9 protein-coding genes and 2 pseudogenes are annotated in these 13784 nt (G+C 73.2%); 3 read left to right on the top strand and 8 right to left on the bottom strand.

All coding sequences use genetic code 11. The features are described 5' to 3' along the window. The 3 genes from AB0P24_RS46960 to AB0P24_RS46950 form a co-directional block, all read right to left on the bottom strand. A partial coding sequence (locus AB0P24_RS46960; protein WP_365805478.1) for a biotin/lipoyl-containing protein occupies positions 1-859 on the bottom strand: 859 nt, incomplete at its 3' end. Positions 860-918: 59 nt separating this feature from the next. After that, entirely contained in the window at positions 919-2307 is a 1389-nt protein-coding gene (gene lpdA / locus AB0P24_RS46955) for a dihydrolipoyl dehydrogenase (protein ID WP_365805476.1), read from the bottom strand. A 374-nt stretch (positions 2308-2681) separates the two neighbouring features. After that, a complete protein-coding gene (locus AB0P24_RS46950) occupies positions 2682-4229 on the bottom strand; it encodes a leucyl aminopeptidase (RefSeq protein WP_365805474.1) in 1548 nt (515 codons plus the stop codon). A 278-nt stretch (positions 4230-4507) separates the two neighbouring features. Here AB0P24_RS46950 and AB0P24_RS46945 point away from each other — a divergent pair, with 278 nt between their 5' ends. Continuing rightward, complete coding sequence (locus tag AB0P24_RS46945; RefSeq protein WP_365805472.1) at positions 4508-5287, top strand: endo alpha-1,4 polygalactosaminidase; 780 nt, start codon at positions 4508-4510, stop codon at positions 5285-5287. 52 nt (positions 5288-5339) lie between these two features. Here the strand turns inward: AB0P24_RS46945 and AB0P24_RS46940 are convergent, their stop codons facing one another. Next, a complete protein-coding gene (locus AB0P24_RS46940) occupies positions 5340-6137 on the bottom strand; it encodes an adenosylcobinamide-GDP ribazoletransferase (protein WP_365805470.1) in 798 nt (265 codons plus the stop codon). 81 nt (positions 6138-6218) lie between these two features. Here AB0P24_RS46940 and AB0P24_RS46935 point away from each other — a divergent pair. Continuing rightward, a pseudogene (locus AB0P24_RS46935) lies at positions 6219-6953 on the top strand (hypothetical protein); the annotation flags it as partial. Positions 6954-7357: 404 nt separating this feature from the next. Here the strand turns inward: AB0P24_RS46935 and AB0P24_RS46930 are convergent. From AB0P24_RS46930 to AB0P24_RS46915, 4 genes and pseudogenes are all read right to left on the bottom strand, one after another. Continuing rightward, positions 7358-7978 (bottom strand): annotated as a pseudogene (locus AB0P24_RS46930) (hypothetical protein); the annotation flags it as partial. A gap of 10 nt (positions 7979-7988) precedes the next feature. Next, positions 7989-9815 carry a phosphatidylglycerol lysyltransferase domain-containing protein gene (locus AB0P24_RS46925; protein ID WP_365805468.1) on the bottom strand — a complete coding sequence of 609 codons (1827 nt, stop codon included), beginning with the start codon at positions 9813-9815 and terminating at the stop codon, positions 7989-7991. Positions 9816-10366: 551 nt separating this feature from the next. Continuing rightward, the gene (cobT, locus tag AB0P24_RS46920) at positions 10367-11446 is read right to left on the bottom strand and encodes a nicotinate-nucleotide--dimethylbenzimidazole phosphoribosyltransferase (RefSeq protein WP_365805466.1); all 1080 of its coding nucleotides are present in this window, start codon (positions 11444-11446) and stop codon (positions 10367-10369) included. Between the two features lie 289 nt (positions 11447-11735). Continuing rightward, a complete protein-coding gene (locus tag AB0P24_RS46915) occupies positions 11736-12206 on the bottom strand; it encodes an SPW repeat protein (protein ID WP_365805464.1) in 471 nt (156 codons plus the stop codon). A 432-nt stretch (positions 12207-12638) separates the two neighbouring features. Between AB0P24_RS46915 and AB0P24_RS46910 the strand changes: the two genes are divergently transcribed. Then, a complete protein-coding gene (locus AB0P24_RS46910) occupies positions 12639-13616 on the top strand; it encodes a class I SAM-dependent methyltransferase (protein WP_365805462.1) in 978 nt (325 codons plus the stop codon). Positions 13617-13784: the final 168 nt, after the last annotated feature.

Genomic DNA, 13784 nt, shown 5'->3' with positions numbered 1-13784 from the left:
TGCCTCCCTCACGGACGTCCGGGTCGTCACCGCGATCATGATCGTCCTGATGTCGGCGTCGCAGTTCTACACGCAGCGCCAGCTGATGACGAAGAGGAGCAGCCGGGGCGGGCGCGGGGGCCGGCGCGACCGGGGCCGGAGCCGGGGCGGCGGGGGCCGGGGCCGGGGCAGCGGCGGCGGGCGCCGGTGCCGGGGCGGCCGGGGCGGGGGCGGCCGCCGGAGCGGCACCCGGGGCGCCGATGACGGCGAGCTTGGCGCCCACCTCGGCGGTCTCGTCCTCGCCGACCACGATCTCCAGCAGCACACCGGAGGTGGGCGCCGGGATCTCGGTGTCGACCTTGTCGGTCGACACCTCCAGCAGCGGTTCGTCGGCCTCGACGGAGTCGCCGACCGACTTCAGCCAGCGGGTGACGGTGCCCTCGGTGACGGACTCACCGAGCGCGGGCAGGACCACGTCCGTACCGGAGGCGCCACCGGCCGGAGCGGCGGCGGCAGCGGGGGCCGGGGCCGGGGCGGCGGGGGCCTCGGCGACCGGCGCGGGGGCGACCGGCGCGGGGGCGGCGGGGGCCGGGGCGGGCGCGGGCTCGGCGGCCGGGGCGGGAGCGGCGGCGGGCGCACCCGTGCCGTCGTCGATGATGGCCAGCTCGGCGCCGACCTCGACCGTCTCGTCCTCGGCGACCTTGATCGAGGCCAGCACGCCCGAGGCGGGGGCCGGGATCTCGGTGTCGACCTTGTCGGTCGAGACTTCGAGCAGTGGCTCGTCGGCCTCGACGCGTTCGCCCTCGGCCTTCAGCCAGCGGGTGACAGTGCCCTCGGTGACGCTCTCGCCGAGCGCCGGAAGGGTTACGGAAACCGCCATGGTTTCGGTTGCTCCTTACGAATTGCGGAAGTCTGAGTCGTCGCGTGTTCGACCGAGGGTCAGTCGTGCGAGTGCAGGGGCTTGCCGGCCAGGGCCAGGTGGGCCTCGCCGAGCGCCTCGTTCTGCGTCGGGTGGGCGTGGATGAGCTGGGCGACCTCGGCGGGCAGCGCCTCCCAGTTGTAGATCAGCTGGGCCTCGCCGACCTGCTCGCCCATGCGGTCGCCGACCATGTGGACGCCGACCACGGCACCGTCCTTCACCTGGACGAGCTTGATCTCGCCCGCGGTGTTCAGGATCTTGCTCTTGCCGTTGCCCGCCAGGTTGTACTTCAGAGCGACGACCTTGTCCGCACCGTAGATCTCCTTGGCCTTGGCCTCGGTGATGCCCACGGAGGCGACCTCGGGGTGGCAGTAGGTCACCCGCGGCACGCCGTCGTAGTCGATCGGGACGGTCTTCAGGCCGGCCAGGCGTTCCGCCACGAGGATGCCCTCGGCGAAGCCGACGTGCGCGAGCTGGAGCGTCGGGACCAGGTCACCGACGGCGGAGATGGTCGGGACGTTCGTCCGCATGTACTCGTCGACCAGGACGTAACCGCGGTCCATGGCGACGCCCTGCTCCTCGTAGCCGAGGCCCGCGGAGACGGGACCGCGGCCCACCGCGACGAGCAGGATCTCGGCCTCGAACTCCTTGCCGTCGGCGAGGGTGACCTTGACGCCGTCGGCGGTGTACTCGGCCTTCGAGAAGAAGGTGCCCAGGTTGAACTTGATGCCGCGCTTGCGGAAGGCGCGCTCAAGAAGCTTGGAGGAGTTCTCGTCCTCGACCGGGACGAGGTGCTTGAGACCCTCGATGACGGTGACGTCGGCCCCGAAGGACTTCCAGGCGGAGGCGAACTCGACGCCGATGACACCGCCGCCCAGGATGATCGCGGACTTCGGCACGCGGTCCAGGACGAGGGCGTGGTCGGAGGAGATGATCCGGTTGCCGTCGATCTCCAGACCCGGCAGCGACTTCGGCACGGAACCGGTGGCGAGGAGCACGTGGCGCCCCTGGATCCGCTGGCCGTTGACATCCACGGAGGTGGGGGAGGACAGCCGCCCCGTGCCCTCGATGTACGTCACCTTGCGGGAGGCGACGAGACCCTGCAGACCCTTGTACAGACCGGCGATCACGCCGTCCTTGTACTTGTGGACGGCCGGCACGTCGATGCCCTCGAAGGTGGTCTTGACACCGAACTGCTCGCTCTCGCGGGCCTGGTCGGCGATCTCGCCCGCGTGCAGCAGGGCCTTGGTGGGGATGCAACCCCGGTGCAGGCAGGTACCGCCGACCTTGTCCTTCTCGATCAGGGCGACGTCCAGGCCCAGCTGAGCCCCGCGCAGGGCCGCGGCGTAACCACCGCTACCGCCGCCGAGGATCACTAGGTCGAAAACGGTGCTGGCGTCGTTCGCCACGTCACGTCCTCCATGCATGTGCGCCGTACGCCGGGCACCTTTGTCCCATACGGGTGGTTGACCGGTCGGTCGGCTGGTGTCCGGCCGCTCTTCTTCGGCCCTGTGGGTGGGGCCCTGTCCTGCCGAGCCCCATCTTCGCACTTGTCGGAGGTGAACGAGACGCGGGGCCGGGGTGTGAGACACCACACGCTCACATGTGAGGAAGGGCGCTCGGTCCCGCCCAGGGGCGCGGGGCTGTGTCGATGTGCGGCTCCGCCGCGTGGGCGCGAGAAGCCCCCACGACCCGCAGTCGCCGGACGGCGGACCGGACGGAGTGAACAGGCGACGGGACCCCGCCCTACCCGCGCGCGAGGTCCCGTCCACAAAAACCGATGTCAGCCCAGCTCGCCCGCAGCCGTCAGCTCGGCAAGCCGCACCAGCGTCCGCACCGCGGAGCCCGTGCCCCCCTTCGGCGTGTACCCGAAGGCACCCCCCTCGTTGAAGGCCGGCCCCGCGATGTCCAGGTGCGCCCAGGTGATCCCCTCGCCCACGAACTCCCGCAGGAAGAGGCCCGCGACCAGCCCGCCGCCCATCCGCTCGCCCATGTTCGCGATGTCGGCGGTCGGCGAGTCCATCCCCTTGCGCAGGTGCTCCGGCAGCGGCATCGGCCACGCCGGCTCGCCCACCTCCTCCGCGGCCTCGTACACCGCGGAGCGGAACGCGTCGTCGTTCCCCATGACCGCGAACGTCCGGCTGCCCAGCGCCAGCATCATCGCGCCGGTCAGCGTCGCCACGTCCACGATCGCGTCCGGCCGCTCCGCCGACGCCGCCCACAGCGCGTCGGCGAGCACCAGCCGGCCCTCCGCGTCCGTGTTGAGCACCTCGACGGTCTTGCCGCTGTACATGCGCAGCACGTCACCGGGGCGCACCGCGGTGCCGGACGGCATGTTCTCGGCCAGCGCCAGCCACCCGGTCACGTTGACCGGCAGACCGAGCCGCGCCGCCGCGACGACCGCCGCGAACACCGCCGCCGCCCCGCTCATGTCGCACTTCATCGTCTCGTTGTGGCCGGCCGGCTTGAGCGAGATGCCGCCCGAGTCGTAGGTGATGCCCTTGCCGACGAAGGCGAGGTGCTTGTCCGCCTCGGCGTGCGTGTACGACAGCTTCACCAGCCGCGGGGTCGCAGCGGAGCCGCCGCCGACGCCGAGGATGCCGCCGTAGCCGTCCTTGGCGAGGGCCTTGTCGTCGAGCACCTGGATCTTGAGGCCGTGCTCCTTGGCGGCGCCCTGCGCGATCGCGGCGAACGCGGCCGGCGTGAGGTCGTTCGGCGGGGTGTTGACCAGGTCGCGGGCCCGGTTGAGCTCCTCGGCGACGGTCGTGGCACGGGCCAGGGCCGCCTTGTGGGCCGCGTCCCGCGGCTTGCCGCCGAGCAGCACGCCCTCGGCGAGCGGCGCCCTGCCGTTCTTCGCCTTCGCGCCCTTGCCGGTGCCGGCACCGTTGGCACCGTTGTCCTTGTACGTGTCGAAGGAGTAGGCGCCGAGCAGCACGCCCTCGCCGATCGCGGCCACGGCGGCCGCGTCCTCGACGGGCAGCGCGAAGGCCGCCTTCCGGGCCCCGGCCAGCGCGCGGGCGGCGACACCGGCCGCCCGGCGCAGCGCCTCGGCCTCGTACTCCGCGTCCCGGTCGGGCTCGGCGCCCAGGCCCACCGCGATGACGAGCGGGGCCTTGAAGCCGGCCGGAGCGGGCAGCTTCGTCAGTTCGCCCTCGGCACCCGAGGCTCCGAGGGTCTCCAGGACGGCGGCGAGCCTGCTGTCGTAGGCCGTGTCCACGGCTTCGGCGCCCGGGGCGACGACCGGGCCCTTGGCGCCCTTGGCGACACCGATCACGATCGCGTCGGCCCGGAGGCCGGGCGCCGCTGAGGTGCTGAGTGTGAGAGCAGTCACGGTGGTGGAATCTCGCTTCCGATGTTGAGTTGCAGTGGCCGAGTGGGTGGGTCGACCGGGCCCGGGGGGCGACCCTGGGCAATGCCCGCGGGACGCGTTGCGACCGGGGCCTTCACCCCGTCGGCGAACACCCGGGACGAGCCTACGCGTGTGTATGCGCTCGCTCATTCCTGCGGTCGTTCACCTGAGGGTGGCATCCGGGCCACTTGCCGTCCCGTAACCGGTATGGGAGATCATCGACGTCGTCATCCGCCACCCGCCCTGGAGCCCGACCGGTGATGTCCCGCGCCACGCCTCTGCTCGCCCTGCTGCTCCTGCCGGCCGTGCTGTCCGGCTGCACCCAGGCCCCCGAGGACACCGGGCGCTGGCAGCCGAGACCCGGGGTCAGCTGGCAGTGGCAGCTGAGCGGCCGTGTCGACACCTCCGTCGAGGCGTCCGTCTACGACATCGACGGCTTCGACCAGTCAAAGGCGACGGTCGCCACGCTGCACCGCAAGGGCCGCAAGGCGATCTGCTACATCTCCACCGGCGCCTACGAGGACTGGCGCCCCGACGCACGGAAGTTCCCCGCCCCGGTGCTCGGCCGCGGCAACGGCTGGCAGGGCGAGCGCTGGCTGGACATCCGTCGTACGGACGTGCTGAAGCCGCTGATGGCGGCCCGCTTCGACATGTGCGTGAAGAAGGGCTTCGACGCGGTGGAGCCCGACAACATGGACGGCTACAGGAACCGCACGGGCTTCCCCCTCACGGCGGCCGACCAACTCCGCTACAACCGGCTCATCGCCCGGCTCGCCCATGACCGGGGTCTGTCGGTGGGCCTGAAGAACGACCTGGACCAGATCCCGCAGCTGGTGGGCGACTTCGACTTCGCGGTGAACGAGCAGTGCGCCCAGTACGGCGAGTGCGACGACCTGAAGCCGTTCATCAAGGCGGACAAGGCGGTCTTCCACGTGGAGTACGAACTGCCGGCCAGCAGGTTCTGCGCCCAGTCGCGGAAGTTGCGGCTGAGCTCGCTGGAGAAGAAGTACGAGCTGGGGGCGTGGCGGAAGGCCTGCTGAAGCCGGGCCTGCTGAAGCCGGGCCGCCGAAGTGCCCCTTCGGCGGCCCCAGTTCAGTGGCCGCCGAACGAGAGCACCACGAGCGCCGCGGTGGCCGCGGTCTCGGCGAGCGCCCCGAACACGTCCCCGGTCACCCCGCCCAGCCGCCGCCTGCAGTGCCGCAGCAGCCCGTCCGTCGCGGCCTCGGCGACCACCACCGCGAGCAGCGCCCGCAGGCTGTCGCCCGGCCCGACCAGCGCCCCGGCGCCCGCCGCCAGCAGCATCACCGCGAACGTGACCACGGTCGCCCCCACCTTGGGCACCACCCCGGCGACCGCCGCCCCCAGCCCCTCCGGCCGGGCGGCGGGCACCCCCTCCACCGCGGCCAGCGTCAGCGCCAGCCGGGCCACCGTCGCCGCGACGACCGCCGCCAGGGCACCCCGCGCCCACCCGTCGCCGTACGCCTGGGCCAGCGCGGCCACCTGGCCGAGCAGGACGAGGACGAGCGTGATGACCCCGAACGGCCCGATGTCCGACTGCTTCATGATCCGCAGGGCGTCCTCGGCGGGCTTGCCGCTGCCCAGGCCGTCGGCGGTGTCGGCGAGACCGTCCAGGTGCAGTCCCCGGGTGAGCACGGCCGGTACGGCGACGGCGGCGACCGCGGCCGGCAGCGCACCCGCCCCGAGCACCACCAGCAGTGCGCCGACCGCCCCCGCGCAGAGGCCGACCGCCAGGCCGGCCAGCGGGGCGGACAGCATGCCGCCGCGGGCCGCCTCGCGGTCCCAGCGGGTCACCTTCACGGGGAAGACGGTGAGCGTGCCGAAGGCGAAGCGGACGCCGTCCGGCCAGGGAGTCGCAGAGGTCGCAGCCACCGGCGCAGGTTACCCGGTGGTCAGCAAGGGCCGTGTCCCCGGCCGCACAGCCGGGAGGGCGGACGGGGATAAAGTGCGCACATGGGACATTGGCTGGAGCGGAACATCATCGAGCCCGGCAAACTCCCGCTGCTGCTGGCCCTGACCGCCTTTGTCCTGACCTTCGCGATCACCCGGGCCGTCACCCGGCTGATCCGCGCCGGAAAGGGCCCGTTCCGCAATGTGCGGGCGGGCGGGCTGCACATCCACCACGTGGTCCCCGGGGTCGTCCTCGTCGTCATCGGCGGCTTCGCCGCGGTCGCCAGTTCCCGCAACGGCGTCGGCGCGGCCCTCGCCGCGGTCGTCTTCGGGGCCGGCGCGGGGCTCGTCCTCGACGAGTTCGCGCTGATCCTGCATCTCGGCGACGTCTACTGGACCGAGGAGGGCCGCAAGAGCGTGGAGGTCGTCGTCATCACGGCCGCGCTGGTGGGGCTGCTGCTCGCCGGGTTCTCGCCGTTCGGCGTCAACGACCTCACGGTGGACGAACTCCAGGGCCGGGGGACCGTCATCGCGAACGTCGCGGCCAACTTCCTCTTCTCCCTCGTCGCCCTGGGCAAGGGCAAGGCGCGCACCGCGATCTTCGGGGTGATCGTCCCGCTGGTCGCGATCGTCGGCGCGGTCCGCCTGGCCCGCCCCGGCTCGCCCTGGGCCCGCCGCTTCTACGGCAACCGGCCGCGCGCCCGGGCCCGGGCCGGACTGCGCTCCTACCGTCACGACCGTCGCTGGTCCCGGCTCACCCGGACCCTTCAGGACTGGATCGGCGGCAGACCCGACCGCCCCGAACCGGCCCGGCTGCCCGGCCCCGGCTGCGAACCCAGCCTCGGCTCCGGACTCAAACCCGGACTCGAACCCGAACCCAGCCCAGGACCCAGCCCCAGCCCCGGCCCTGAACCCAGCGCCGGCCCCGGACCCAGCGCCGGATCCAAACCCGACCCCGGACCGAGACCCGGACCCGAACCCGGCTCCGGACCCGGACCCGGACCCGAACCCGGCTCCGGACCCGGACCCGAACCCGGCTCCGGACCCGGACCCGATCCCGGCCCCGCACCCAGCACCGGCCCCGGATCCAGCCCCGGCTCCGCACCCAGCCCCGGCCCCGGATCCAAACCCGGCTCCGGATCCGGTTCCGGTCGCCGCTGACGTCGGTGGTGCCACAGACGGCGCCCCGCCGTCACCGCCGCGCACAGCGCCGCCACGCCCGCGATGGCCGCCAGGTGCTCCTTCCCGGCGAGGTTGTCCTTCAGCGCCACCTCGACCACTATGGCGGCCGCCACCGTGCCGGCGGTGACCTGGGCGCCGTACCGCCAGCCCAGGTAGACCGCGAGCCCGACGACGGCCGCCGACGGCCCGGCGTCCACCACCCGGGCGTCCGAGGCGTGCAGACCCAGCGGACCGTGCGGCCCCAAGGCGATGCCGAGCCGGGCGTACAGCGTGCCGGCGAGGGTCGCCACGTACGCGACGGTCAGGCTCCGCCACCAGCCCAGGCACACCTCGGCGATGCCGAACACCACCAGGATCTGGAGCAGCGCGCCCCACACCGGCAGGTCCAGGGCCGGCACGAACAGCGACAGCGGGGTGCGCAGCAGGGCCCTCCAGAGGGGGTCCTCGGCGCGCACCGCGCCGACGTCCTGCACGAACCGGTAGCCCCACGGCTGGTTCTGCGTGAACTGAAGCAGCGCGGTCAGGCACACCGCCCCGACCGTCATCGGCACCGCCCGCAGCCGGCGCTCCGTCAGCGGGCCGTGCACGGCGGCGTACAACAGCGCCCATTCGGCGCGAGCCCGGCGGGCGAGCGGTTTCACGCGGTGGTCCTCATCCGTGCGTGTCTCGCCGCGGGACTCTTCGGGCGTCCCTGCGTGGTTCCAGGCGCTCGTGACGCACCGACGTCGGCAGCCCCGCCGGCACGGCCCCGAGGAACCCCTCCGCGCGCGCCGACGCCAGGCCGATGCGCGGCAGGTCGGCGCTCTTCTCGAAGAGCAGGAACCGGGGTTCCCAGATGGGCCGGTACTTGGCGTTGGCCCGGTACAGGGACTCGATCTGCCACCACCGGGAGAAGAAGCTCAGCAAGGACCTCCACAGCCGCAGCACCGGTCCCGCGCCGAGCCGCGCACCCCGTTCGAAGACCGAGCGGAACATCGCGAAGTTGAGCGAGACCTGCGTGATCCCGATCTCTCCGGCACGGCTCAGCAGTTCGATGACCATGAACTCCATCAGCCCGTTGTCGGAGTCCCGGTCCCGCCGCATGAGGTCGAGGGAGAGCCCGCCCGGCCCCCACGGCACGAAGGAGAGCAGAGCCCGCAGCTCCCCCTCCCCGTCCGCGCACTCCAGCATCACGCACCGCCCGTCCCGGGCGTCCCCGAGCCGCCCCAGCGCCATGCTGAACCCGCGCTCGGTGGCCCCGTCCCGCCAGTCGTCGGCACGCCGGATCAGATACGACATCTCGTCCGCCGGGATGTCCTCGTGCCGACGGATCCGCACCGTGTACCCCGCCCGCCTGACCCGGTTGCAGGCCTGCCGGACGGTCCGCATCGCCCGCCCCTCCAGCGTGAACTCGGCGACCTCGACGATCGCCTCGTCCCCGAGCTCCAGCGCGTCCAGCCCGTGCCGCGCGTACACGGTCCCGGCCTCCTCGCTCGCTCCCATCACCGCGGGGATCCACCCGTGCGCCCGCGCCTCGGCGAGCCACGGCACGATGGCCCCCGGCCACGCCTCCGGATCCCCGATCGGATCCCCGGAGGCGAGCGACACCCCGCCCACCACCCGGTACGCCACCGCCGCCTTCCCGGTCGGCGACCACACCACGCTCTTCTCCCGCCGCAGCGCGAAGTACCCGAGCGAGTCCCGCTCGCCGTGCCGCTCCAGCAGCGCCCGCAACTGCTTCTCGTCGTCCTCGGTGATCGGGTCGACGGCGCGACGAGAGCGGAAGGCGGCGTAGAGGACGGCGAGCAGGAGGAGCGTGCTGAGCACGTTGATGACGACGTTCACCCAGTTGGGCGGCGCGATGTACGGGAACCGGGAGGGGTCGGCGGCGACCGACACCAGGCGGAGGGTGCCGTAGTGCCAGCGCTCCGGGAACGTCGAACGCGCGGCGTGCGGCGCCTGGTTGGTCATGGTCACGAGGAACGCGGCGAGCAGCGAGGCGACGAGGCCGCCGCCGACGGCGACGGTGGCGGCGAGCCGCGGGTTGGACCGGTCGCCCTTGGCGTAGAACTCCCGCCGCCCGACCAGCAGCGCCCCCACGAAGGCCGCGGTCAGCACGATCGAGATCCAGTTCTGCGCGTACCGCCGGATCTCCGGGAAGGCCATGGCGAACGCGAACAGCGCGAGGAAGAGCCCGCTCAGCACCAGGTTGAGGATCCACGCGGCCCGCTTGCGCCGCCGCATCGTGATCGCGAGGAACGCGGTGAACACGCCGGAGGCGAAGCCGGCGGTCAGCAGGTACGGCGTGAAGAAGTTCTCCTGGTTGTGCCGCCGCACGTCCTGCCCCAGCGACACCCACACCGCGCTGAGGAAATTGACGAAGGCGACGGCCCGCAGGTACCACACGGCAACGGCGGCGGCCCGCCCGGAAACCCCCGCTCCCCGCCGCCCCGGCCCACGTCCATCACACCGCTCCACGGCAATTCGGACATCTCCCATGGAGAGCGATCATATGGGGGCTCCTGTGGTGAACTCGGCCACACGCACCCTATTTCCGTCGGACGCCTCCGTGGGCCGCGGGTCTCGCAACGGCCGGTACCGCTCGCATTCCGTGCGGCCACGCCCATGCGGCGGGGCCGCACGCTGATACAGCCCCGCGCCCTGAAGCGGCGCCACGGCCACCCGCCCTGCCCGCCGTGACGGCGACCGGCCGAGACGGCGCACTTCGGCGGTGCCGCTCTGGCCTTGGTATGCGGCGCCGCCAGTCGCTGCTGGGGCTCCCTTGTCGACCGCTCCGCCGGCTCGCCGGTCCCTCTCCTGTGCCGGTCTCTTCTGCCCACCGCGACGACGACCGGCCGAGACGGCGCACTTCGGCGGTGCCGCTCTGGCCTCGGTGTGCGGCGCCGTCAGTCGCTGCTGGGGCTCCTTTGTCGACCGCTCCGCCGGCTCGCCGGTCCCTCTCCTGTGCCGGTCTCTTCTGCCCGCCGCGACGGCGGCCGGCCGAGACGGCGCAGCCCGGCGGTGCCGTCTCGGCTGTGCCCGCGGTCCCGCTAATCCGTCGGCTGATCTTCGCTCTCCGGCTTTTCCGGCTTCTCCGGCAGCTCCGCCGCCAGTGCCGCCGCGGCCTGGACCAGCGGCAGGGCGAGCAGTGCGCCCGCGCCCTCACCGACCGTCACGCCCTGATCGAGAAGCGGCTCCAGGGCCATCCGGTCCAGTGCCTTCGCCTGGCCGGGCTCTCCGCTGTCATGTCCGGCCAGCCACCAGTCCGGCGCCCGGAACGCGATCCGCTGGGCGACCAGCGCGCACGCGGCCACCACCACGCCGTCCAGCACCACCGGCAGCTTCCGCACCGCCGCCTGCAACAGGAACCCGGTCATCGCCGCGAGGTCGGCCCCGCCGACCGTCGCCAGCAACTGCACCTGGTCCCCGAGCACCGGCCGCGCCCGCCGCAGCGCGTCCCGGATCGCCGCGCACTTGCGCATCCACGCGAGGTCGTCGATGGCGAGCCCGCCCCGCCCGGTCACCACCGACGCGTCCGTCCCGCACAGCGCCGCGACCAGGACGGAGGCCGCCGTGGTGCCGCCGACGCTGACGTCGCCGAGCACCACCAGATCGGTCCCCGAGTCGGCCTCCTCGTCGGCCAGCGCCACCCCCGCCCGGAAGGCCGCCTCGGCCTCCTCCAGGGTCAGCGCGTCCTCGATGTCGATACGGCCGCTGCCCCGTCGCACCCGGTGCCGTACGACCTCCTCGGGCAGCGTCTCCGGGTCGCAGTCCAGTGCCATGTCCACGATCCGCACCGGCACTCCGAGCCGCCGGGCCAGCACCGCCACCGGGCTGGCCCCCTCCAGGATCGCCCGCACCAGCAGCCCCGCGCTGCCCGCCGGCCGCGCGGAGACGCCGAGTTCGGCGACCCCGTGGTCACCGGCGAAGAGCAGCACCCGAGGCCGTTCCACGGTCCGTACCGGTACGGCACCCTGCGCGGCGGCCAGCCACTCACCCAGGTCGTCGAGGCGGCCCAGCGACCCGGGCGGCACGATCAGCCGCTCCCGGCGCGCCTCGGCGTCACGGCGCACACCGCCGTCGGGGCGCTCGATCAGATCGGTGAAGTCGTCGAGATTCAGCGAGCTCATTCGCCGAACAGTACCGGCACCGAACGAACGGTTCAGCCGGCGTCTCCTGCCATGCCCTCCGGCCCTGGTCGGAGCGGGTATCGGCGTCCCGCCGCGCCTCCGGGGCGAATCGGGTCGAATCCGGCGGACGGGCCGTTCGGCGGGCCCGGCTCACCCTGCGCCGGGGCCGACGTCATCGGCCCGGACGGCCGGCCGGCGCACGGCCGGTCCGGTACGGACGGCGCACCCGGCTCGCCGCCGAGCCCGGCGCCGTGCCCCTGGTCCGGGGCCGCGGCCCGCGGCCCGCGGCCTACCGTGCCGCCATGCCTCCCCTGAGGGTCGACGACTCCGCGGCCCGGGCGGTCGCGGCGGCGGCCAGCGCGAGGAGGAAGGCCACCGCGCCGGTGACGACGTTGTTCACGATGGTCCTGGTCGTGTGCACCGAACCGGCGACCACCCACGGCGCGATGATCGTCCACACCCCCAGCAGACAGGCGCACCACGCCATGCTGTGGGTCCGTTCGTAGGCCCGGCCGAACCCGCCGCTCATCGCCAGCGCGTAGGCGATGCCGACGATGAGGTTGGTGACGGCGAGGGTGGACAGGCCGTTGAAGCCGGCGATCCACGGCGAGGCCGCCAGGTAGATGCCGGTGAGGAACGCCATCGTCCCGACTGCCTGCCCCTGCGCGGTGCTCGTCGCGCGCTCCGCCGTCTCGTGGCGCAGCCGCATCTCGACGATGTCCGGGTGCGTCTCCATGGACGGCCTGGGAGATGTGGTCATTTCTTTCACCTCGGTCTTTCGCCTCGAAAGCGGGACGGTTCGTCCTCGGGTGCCGTCCGGGTACCCAGCGAATCAGCTGAAATCACCAGAATCACGGTATTCGGGGCGCTGCTCGCGCCCCTGGCGGGCGTGTCGCCGGTGCCGTCCGGGGCACGGGGAGACGATGAAAGTGCCCGCACGGTCGACGGCGGGCGGGAGAGGCAGGGGCCGCATGGATCCGGCCGGGGCGTGTCGCGCACCGGGATCCGGCAGGCCCCGGCACGCGGCAGCGGGGTGTGCGCCCCCTGCCCCGTCGGACATGCCCGAGGTTCGGTACCGGATCTCCACCCCAACCCACCCGCACGGCGCCTTGGCACGCGAGTCGGGGATCCCATACGTTCCGGTTTGCAGTGGATTGCGTTCAGGGAGCACAGGGAGTACAGGGAGCCGACCATGCCGCCGCCCACGCCCGAACCCGCCCCGGGCCCCGACCGGTTCCACGAGCCGCGCCGCGAGGACTGCCCCTGGTGCGGCTCCAGGCGCTTGCGCACCCGCCTGCGCGCGCCCGACCTCCTCCACCACCGGCCCGGCACGTTCACCGTCGACGAGTGCCGCGACTGCGCCCACACCTTCCAGAACCCCCGGCTGTCCCCGGCGGGCCTCGCCCTCTACCACCGGGACTTCTACGAAGGCCGCCTGGAGGACTACGCCGACCGCCTGCACGCCACCCGCGCCGGCCGCCGCCGGCACCACGCCGCCGCCCGCGCGATACTGGCGCTGCCGGAACCGGAGAGCTGGCTGGACGTCGGCACGGGCCACGCCCACTTCCCGCGCAGGGCAAGGGAACTCTTCCCCTACACGTCCTTCGACGGCCTGGACCCGACCCTGCGCGTGGTGCGGGCCCAGGCCGAGGGCCACATCGAGGAGGCCCACTGCGGCTACCTGGCCGCCCCGGAGATGCTGGCCCGGCTGCGCGCCCGCTACGACGTCGTCAGCATGTTCCACCACCTGGAACACACCCCCGACCCACGCGCCGAACTCCGCGCCGCCCTCACGGCGCTGCGCCCCGGCGGCCACGTCCTGATCGACGTCCCCGACCCGCACAGCGCGTTCGCCAGGCTGCTGGGCAAGTGGTGGATCCCCCACGGCCAGCCCCGTCACCTGCACCTGATGCCACTCGACAACCTGCGGGCGGAACTGGAGTCCCAGGGCTGCGAGATCCTCAGCACCGACCGGAAGTCGCCCCACACGCCGTACGACATCTCCGCCGCGCTCGCACTGGTCCTGGGCCGGCTCCTGCCGAAGCGGTGGCTGCGCGCGGCGGCGCCGCTGGCCGCCGTGGCGAGGATCACCGACCACGCCCTGGCACCGCTGCTGCGCCGGACGCCCTTCTCGAACACGTACCGGATCGTCGCGAGAAAGGGGCGGTGAGGGCCGGTTGCGCGGCTGCGGGCGGATGGGGGCTGGTCGCGTCCACGCGGCGGAGCCGCACATCGACTCGGCCCCGCGCCCCTTGCGGGGCGCTGTCCAGCCGTGGCTCGTACAGCCGCGGGCAGTCGTGCCTCCCCCAGTGCCTCAAGGGCCTGGGAGGTGCCCCCA

Source organism: Streptomyces sp. NPDC086519 (genome assembly GCF_040686075.1).
Taxonomy (GTDB): Bacteria; Actinomycetota; Actinomycetes; order Streptomycetales; family Streptomycetaceae; genus Streptomyces; species Streptomyces shenzhenensis.
Note: the sequence above shows the minus strand (reverse complement) of the source record. Positions and strands in the feature narration are given on the sequence as shown.